Genomic DNA, 6,375 nt, shown 5'->3' with positions numbered 1-6,375 from the left:
GTTCTTACCCGTACCTTTTGTATCCATCCATAACCTTACACATTTGTTACGGATGAATTGAGCAGTACGAATAGCATCGTCTATGGCTTGATACTGTTGAGTTTTAGCTTTAACTTTAAACTCTAAGACAAACATTTTACGCACGGGTTACTTAGATAAAATAAGTATAGCACAATAAAAGTTAAGTTAACAAGCTATAGTTTAAAAAGCCGTCCTAAAAGGACGGGGCTTTAACCCAAAATTTCGGTAAAAATCAAACAAGACTTCGCTACCATCCCCCAGAGTTGCTGGGTTGGAAATCGTCCAAGGCAATCCAAGACGAACAATGATTTCAGAGGGTAAAGACAGAAAGCCATCAAACCCTGTATCAATCACGGTATTGATGAATTCTCTTTGACCAGATGAATTACCAACAACAAGGGAAAGCGTGGCTTCCCGACGCAAATTCACCACTCCATATATCATTGACCCTTCTTCAAACTCCGCGAACCAAAGTGATAAACGGCGCGATGTCCAATCCGAATTCCAAAAGGCTGGGCATCGGGATTGCGCTCAAACAGCCGATTAGTTGCAGCTACGACCGTTTCATCAACCTCAAAATTTCCAGTTTCGATGTCGATCGCTAGGATTTTGCCCTCGTTGCCAGCTTCGACTTGCGGCCGAATGCCAGACTCATAAAGTTCTTGCCCGCGTTGGGCTATCTCTTCTTTGCTGTAACGTCGTTGGCGGACTGTCATCGGTATGACCTCGATTTCAAAATTAACCCCTCTATTTTACCCTGAACAACAAAGATGGCGATCACACTTAACATCTTAACAATAAAGCATTTGAGCTTGATCCTAGAAGTTTCAGTTCGTGGTTTGAAATCACCTTCAGGGTTATGGTTTTTTCTGCATCGTCTTGACTCTCTTTGATTTTGACATCCTCATTATCAATAATCCATTTTCCAAAGAAAACAGCTTCGGGAAGAGAAACAGCTTCAGGTGGGCCAACGGTGTATTTACTTCTTCGAGTGTAATTAACTCCTGATTCAAGGGTATATGTATTTTTCAATAATGTACCACCCACTCCCAAGCTTTGAGACCAACAACCAGATAGCTCAGACTCAGTTACGCTTGTCTTTTTGGGGAAAGCAGGTTCATTATTATTACTAGCTCGTCCAGAGCAGCCCACTAAACACAGCAAACTAATCGCTATTAATTGTGACACTCTGCTTAACATAATCTCGTTGGTTTACTTCCAAAATTCCGTCTAACTACATCTTATAGGTCAACTTTCCGTACAACACTCTCTGGGGTAACGATATGGGTCAACTTTCCGTATAACACTCTATTTAGGCGCGATTGCAAGAACTTTTCCCTATATCACGCCCAAAAGCTTGTTAGCCAGATTAGCATATTGCCAAAAACCTTGTTTAACTAAATTCCTGACAGTTAGGCTCATTCTAGCGATGATTCTTAGATCTGACCGCACCCCTTGACAAAAACTTACAATTATTCGACTTTTAGCGATCGCTATCGGGGTACGGTTGTTTTTTGTTACAGCAGTATGGAGCAGCCTGACTGATGGCTATATTTCCAGATTATCGCCCGCAGGAAACCAATCTTCATCGAGAATTTGTTCAAGGGAACCAATGGCAATAGCGGGGAAAGTATCGAGGGGTAATTTAGAGCGATCGCTGGCATTTTTTCGGGCTGAAAGATAACATTCATCGAAAATTTCGAGAATATAGGGTTTCAGACTAGGACTATCTTTAAGTTCATCTAATATATCGAGACGAAAAGTTCTAATCTCTCCCTTCCAGTGACCTTCGTTTCTCTCTCTTTCTGCTGTCCAATATTTGAGTTTAAGTAAATGTTCTAATAATCGGGTTAACAGACTTTTGATTGTGCGTTTTTCGCTCCTTCCCATACTTGCTAACTCCTCCAGTAAATTCTCTAAATCTACCCGCTCAAACTGTCTCGCTTGCAGTTGATTAATGGTAGTTCTAATCCAGAGATAAAAGTCTTGTTCGTACAGGGTTTTATTATCCATAATTTACCTCTATATATTACTCGTGTTTATTAGCAGGAAACCAATCTTCATCGAGAATTTGTTCAAGGGAACCAATGGGAATAGCGGGGAAAGTATCGAGGGGTAATTGAGAGCGATCACTGGCATTTTTTCGGGCTGAAAGATAACATTCATCGAAAATTTCGAGAATATAGGGTTTCAGACTAGGACTATCTTTAACTTCTTTGATTATTTGTCGGCGAAAGTTTCTAATTTCCCCTTTCCAGTCACCCTCATTTCTAGCTTTTTCTCCTGTCCAGTAAGTTAGTTTCAGCAAATGTACCAGCAATTGAATCAAAAGATTTTCAATTGTGCGCTTTTCACTCCTTCCCATACTTGCTAACTCCTCCAGTAAATTCTCTAAATCTACCCGCTCAAACTGTCTGGCTTGCAGTTGATTAATAGTAGTTCTAATCCAGAGATAAAAGTCTTGTTCGTACAGGGTTTTATTATCCATAAATACTTCCTTCAACTGAATAAAACGGGGATAATCATAGGACTTAACTATATAAACTAGCTACATATTCACTATAGCCATTATAGGGCAGAGTTTCGATAATTTCCCAAGATAAATCACTTCTACTGCCGATAAATTTCTCCGTTGCTTGCGACCAACGGGGATGGGGTTTACTGGGGTTTACATTAGCCTCAAAATCGTATTCGTGAGCGTCAATTGTGTTCCAGTAGGTGGCGGGTTGTTTGGCGGTAAATTCAATTTTTACTATCGATTTTGCTCCTTTAAAACCGTATTTCCAAGGAATAACCATTCGCAAGGGTGTGCCCTGTTGTTTGGGTAAATCATGACCGAAAATTCCCACGGCAAAGAAAGCTAATTCGTTGGCCATTTCTTCAATTCTTAAACCTTCTGTATAGGGCCAAGGTAAGGCTCCTAAATGTAATCCTGGCCCTTTAGTAATTTCGGGATCATAAAAGGAGGTGAAACGGACGAATTTTGCTTCGGGTTTTGGTTCCACTGCCGCGATTAAAGCACTCATCGGAAAACCCAACCAAGGTAAGACCATTGACCAAGCTTCCACACAACGAAAACGATAGATTCTTTCTTCGAGAGGAAAGGTTTTTTTAATAGTATCTATATCGTAGGTTTGGGGATTTTTTACCAATCCTCCCACTTCTACCGTCCAGGGATTCGTCGGTAATTTCTGCGCTTTTAACCAGATATTTTTCCCCCCTCCGAACTCATAAAAATTGTTATATCTCCCCGCTACAGTTTCGGCAACTATGGGGCGATTTACCGTTAAAAAATTCGGATTCTTGCTGAACCCTTCAATTTTAGGTAATTGCAAACTTTTTTCTAAAGCTTCCGAGGAGGAGGATTTACCACAACCAGTTAATAACAGTGAACTCCCCGCAATTCCTGCCCCGATTAACCCCTGTAAAAAGCGACGACGGTTAAAATAAACACTTTCAGAAGTGACATCATTTTCGGAAATTTGCCAAGATTTAGCTAAACGAATTAAGACCATAATTATCCCCAATTTTATTGACAAAAAAACAGAGTTATGATAGAGGATACCACAACTCTGATTGTACAATAGTTTGTCAGTTTTGTTAAGAAATTTCGGCGAGCATCGGGGCAGTCACCAGAGGTTCCCGTCGTCCTTTTAAGACCATGGGAACTCCTCGCGAGGGAGCAAGGGTTACACCGCGGCGGCTGGGTTTTTCGGGGGTATTATTAACTAGAGTTAACTGATAATTGGCTAAAATTGTGGCGATAGCGATTTTCATCTCGTAAATAGCTAAAACTTCCCCGATACAACGACGCGCTCCACCACCAAAAGGTATATATTCGTAGGGGGTGAATTGTTTTTCTAAAAAGCGTTCTGGTTTAAAAGTATGGGAATCGGGGAAAGTTTGCTCGCGGTGGTGAGCTAGATAAATACAACCCATAAGAATTGTCCCTTTTTCTAAAGGATAACCATCTAGTTCTACCGGTTCTTCCACTACTCGCGGAAAAGTTAACATTCCCACGGGATGAATGCGTAAAGTTTCCGAACAAACCGCCGAAAGATAGGGTAATCTAGTCATATCAATCGGGTTAGGATTATCTCCTAAAGTGGCTATTTCTTGCAGAATTTTTGCTTTAATTTCTGGGTAGCGATGGGTCCAGTATAGCACCCAAGACATAGCAGTGGCCGTGGTTTCATGACCTGCGAATAATAAGGTCATTAATTCATCGCGCAATTCCTTATCGCTCATCGGGTTGCCTTCTTCATCCCGGGCCGACATCAGTAGTGATAAAATATCGGTGCGATTGGGGTTAGGATTAGCTTTTCTTTCGGCAATTTCTGTGTAGATAATATCATCAATTTTTTCTTGGTAACGCTGGTATTTTCCCCAGGGACTCCAGGAACCAAAATCAGCCCGCAAAATGGGGAAAAATAATAAAGAAGCCATCACCGGAGAGTTAAAAATATCGAGCATTTCAGCGAGAGTTTTTTTCAGGGTTTGATAACGTTCCCCTTGACTAATTCCAAAAACTGCCTCCATAATTACTTGTAAAGCAATCGCTGTGGTCGCTGAACGGGCCTTAAAAGGTTGATTTTCGGGCAATTCTGCCATTACTCTCAGGGTAATATCGCGGATTAAATCGCCGTACAAACGCATTCTTTCCCCGTGAAAAGGTGGCAATAAAAGCTGACGGCGTTTTTTGTGGATATCTCCGTCTAACATGACGACGGAATAATCACCAATAATCGGGGCAATAATCCGATTGGCTTCCCCCGGGGCCGAGAATTGTTTACGGTCATTAGTTAAAAGCTGTTGTAGGGCCGCAGGACTACTGATAAAGATAAAATTATCTACAGTTAAACCCACTTTCGTGCTAAAAATATCGCCATGCTTGCGGGCGGCATTTTCCATAAAAGCTACGGGATTAATGATCCATTGTGCCATTTGCAGGAAGGTAGGTGCTTTGACCTTGGGGATGATTTTCATAGATTGATTGCTATATCCAATGCTAATTATTTCTAATTGTGACATTTTTTCCCCAGAGACGGCAAGGTGTAATATCAAGTAAAGAGCAAAAATTACCGGGCTGTTGGTTGTCTTATCTTCTCCCAGAGAGGGGGATTTTCTGGGAAGTTTCAGGCTTGGCTTTCTGGTCTGAACAATGATAACTAGGGTAGAATAGCTCCCAGTTCTATTTAATTCGCTTCTATAGTTTAATCTCTCTTTTATTCTCTTTTTAGGGACTTGTGATGATTATTTCCCAGTCCAGCAACTGGAAAAAGCTGGTTATTTGCCGTTATTTGCCGCTGCTAATCACCTTTAGCGGCACTTTTCTCCTGACTACTCCCCCCGCTTTTGCCCTCGAATCGAGTGCCTCCACCGGTTTTAACCCTCAAACTATTCTTTTCGATGCCTTAACTTGGGTGGATAGTTTGGGAGCCGTAGGAGCGATCGCGTTTATAATTATCTATATTCTAGCTACTGTGGCCTTTTTTCCAGGTTCAATCCTGACTTTAGGGGCTGGTGTGGTTTTTGGCGTGGTTTTAGGCTCTTTTTACGTCTTTATCGGGGCAAATATCGGCGCTACTGCCGCTTTTTTGGTGGGACGTTATCTGGCTAGGGGTTGGGTAGCGGAAAAAATTCAAGGTAATAGTAAATTTCAAGCTATCGATGAAGCCGTGGGGAGAGAAGGCTTAAAAATAGTGCTTTTAACCCGTTTATCTCCCGTATTTCCTTTTAATCTGCTCAATTATGCCTATGGTGTCACCGGGGTTTCCCTGAAAGATTATCTACTAGGTTCCGCAGGCATGATTCCGGGGACAATAATGTATGTTTATATTGGCTCTTTAGCCGGCAATCTTGCCACTATCGGGACCTCGGCACCAGCCACTAACCCAGTTTTACAATGGACTATTCGCCTGATCGGTTTTATCGCTACCGTTGCCGTCACCCTCTACGTCACGAAAATTGCCCGTCAAGCCCTGGCATCAGTTATCAGTGAATAGTCATCAGTTATCAGTCAGGGTGTGGGGTGTGGGGTGTGGGGAAGTGGGGTGTGGGGTTTGGGGTGTGGGGTTTTAAGTTGACATCCTCGCCGCCGTAAAACGGACGGCGATTCCTCACCACGCCACTTTTTTAGGGTGGTCGCTGAACGGGGTTGACGCTTCACCGAAAAACGCTTAATTGCTTAAGTCTGACACTTTCGACCCGTCCGTTTTGAGTGTCCGAATGCCGGACGGCCACTTTGAACAAGTCGAAAAAATCTCATGTTCCACCTTATTTCCTAGAAAGTTTTACTCGTTCAAGGCCGAATTTGAAGTCTTTTCTGAACGAAACCCCCTACTATCTGTGGTC

8 protein-coding genes and 1 pseudogene are annotated in these 6,375 nt (G+C 42.3%); 1 reads left to right on the top strand and 8 read right to left on the bottom strand.

All coding sequences use genetic code 11. The features are described from left to right. The 8 genes and pseudogenes from IM479_RS06485 to IM479_RS06450 all read right to left on the bottom strand — a co-directional run. Window positions 1-135, bottom strand: a pseudogene (locus tag IM479_RS06485) (RNA-guided endonuclease TnpB family protein); the annotation flags it as partial. Between the two features lie 66 nt (window positions 136-201). Beyond that, window positions 202-465 carry a pepsin/retropepsin-like aspartic protease family protein gene (locus IM479_RS06480; protein WP_286825378.1) on the bottom strand — a complete coding sequence of 88 codons (264 nt, stop codon included), beginning with the start codon at window positions 463-465 and terminating at the stop codon, window positions 202-204. Then, entirely contained in the window at window positions 462-737 is a 276-nt protein-coding gene (locus IM479_RS06475) for a hypothetical protein (protein ID WP_287684853.1), read from the bottom strand. The genes IM479_RS06480 and IM479_RS06475 overlap by 4 nt, the downstream gene beginning before the upstream one ends. Before the next feature lie 67 nt (window positions 738-804). Beyond that, window positions 805-1,209 carry a hypothetical protein gene (locus tag IM479_RS06470; protein WP_287684851.1) on the bottom strand — a complete coding sequence of 135 codons (405 nt, stop codon included), beginning with the start codon at window positions 1,207-1,209 and terminating at the stop codon, window positions 805-807. A 360-nt stretch (window positions 1,210-1,569) separates the two neighbouring features. Continuing rightward, complete coding sequence (locus tag IM479_RS06465) at window positions 1,570-2,034, bottom strand: DUF29 domain-containing protein (RefSeq protein ID WP_287684849.1); 465 nt, start codon at window positions 2,032-2,034, stop codon at window positions 1,570-1,572. Between the two features lie 16 nt (window positions 2,035-2,050). Next, window positions 2,051-2,509 carry a DUF29 domain-containing protein gene (locus IM479_RS06460; RefSeq protein ID WP_287684848.1) on the bottom strand — a complete coding sequence of 153 codons (459 nt, stop codon included), beginning with the start codon at window positions 2,507-2,509 and terminating at the stop codon, window positions 2,051-2,053. A gap of 43 nt (window positions 2,510-2,552) precedes the next feature. Then, a complete protein-coding gene (gene msrP, locus IM479_RS06455) occupies window positions 2,553-3,536 on the bottom strand; it encodes a protein-methionine-sulfoxide reductase catalytic subunit MsrP (RefSeq protein WP_287684847.1) in 984 nt (327 codons plus the stop codon). Between the two features lie 85 nt (window positions 3,537-3,621). Further along, window positions 3,622-5,007 (bottom strand): cytochrome P450, encoded by a 1,386-nt coding sequence (locus tag IM479_RS06450; protein WP_287684855.1) that lies wholly within the window; start codon window positions 5,005-5,007, stop codon window positions 3,622-3,624. A 263-nt stretch (window positions 5,008-5,270) separates the two neighbouring features. Between IM479_RS06450 and IM479_RS06445 the strand changes: the two genes are divergently transcribed. Beyond that, window positions 5,271-6,026, top strand: coding sequence for a TVP38/TMEM64 family protein (locus IM479_RS06445; protein ID WP_287684846.1), 756 nt, complete (start codon window positions 5,271-5,273; stop codon window positions 6,024-6,026). The last annotated feature ends 349 nt before the right edge of the window (window positions 6,027-6,375 follow it).

It is taken from the genome of Microcystis sp. M165S2 (assembly GCF_020245885.1).
In the GTDB taxonomy this organism is placed as follows: Bacteria; Cyanobacteriota; Cyanobacteriia; order Cyanobacteriales; family Microcystaceae; genus Microcystis.
Note: the sequence above shows the minus strand (reverse complement) of the source record. Positions and strands in the feature narration are given on the sequence as shown.